Origin of the sequence: Siminovitchia fortis (assembly GCF_003605365.2) — a bacterium.
Taxonomy (GTDB): Bacteria; Bacillota; Bacilli; order Bacillales; family Bacillaceae_C; genus Siminovitchia; species Siminovitchia fortis.
The window spans coordinates 1-370 of the sequence record NZ_QYTU02000115.1; the positions used below are offsets into that span (position 1 = coordinate 1).

Consider the following 370-nt stretch of genomic DNA (forward strand, 5'->3'; position numbering starts at 1 on the left):
GCCAGCAATCGCTCACTGGCTCAAGCAACCTACCCGCCTCCTTACGCGAGCAACGCAATGTGGAGGCCTATTTGGTCTTGCTCCGGGTGGAGTTTACCCTGCAACGGACTATTGCTAGCCGTCCGGTGCGCTCTTACCGCACCCTTTCACCCTTACCTGTGCCCCTTCCGAAGAAATGAGGCCATCGGCGGTCTTCTCTCTGCTGCACTTGTCGTGGGCTTGCGCCCCCCAGGCGTTACCTGGCACCCTGCTCTATGGAGCCCGGACTTTCCTCCCCTTTGTCAGTCTCCCGAAGGACGTCAACGCCAGTCTCCCAAAGGACTTCAGCGTCAGTCTCCCGAAGGACATCAACAAAGCAGCGACTACCCAG

The 370-nt window shown here is 59.2% G+C and carries 1 other RNA gene; it reads right to left on the minus strand.

Annotated elements, in window-relative coordinates:
- Positions 1-316, minus strand: an RNA gene (gene rnpB / locus D4N35_RS17915) — RNase P RNA component class A; the annotation flags it as partial.
- Between the last annotated feature and the right edge of the window lie 54 nt (positions 317-370).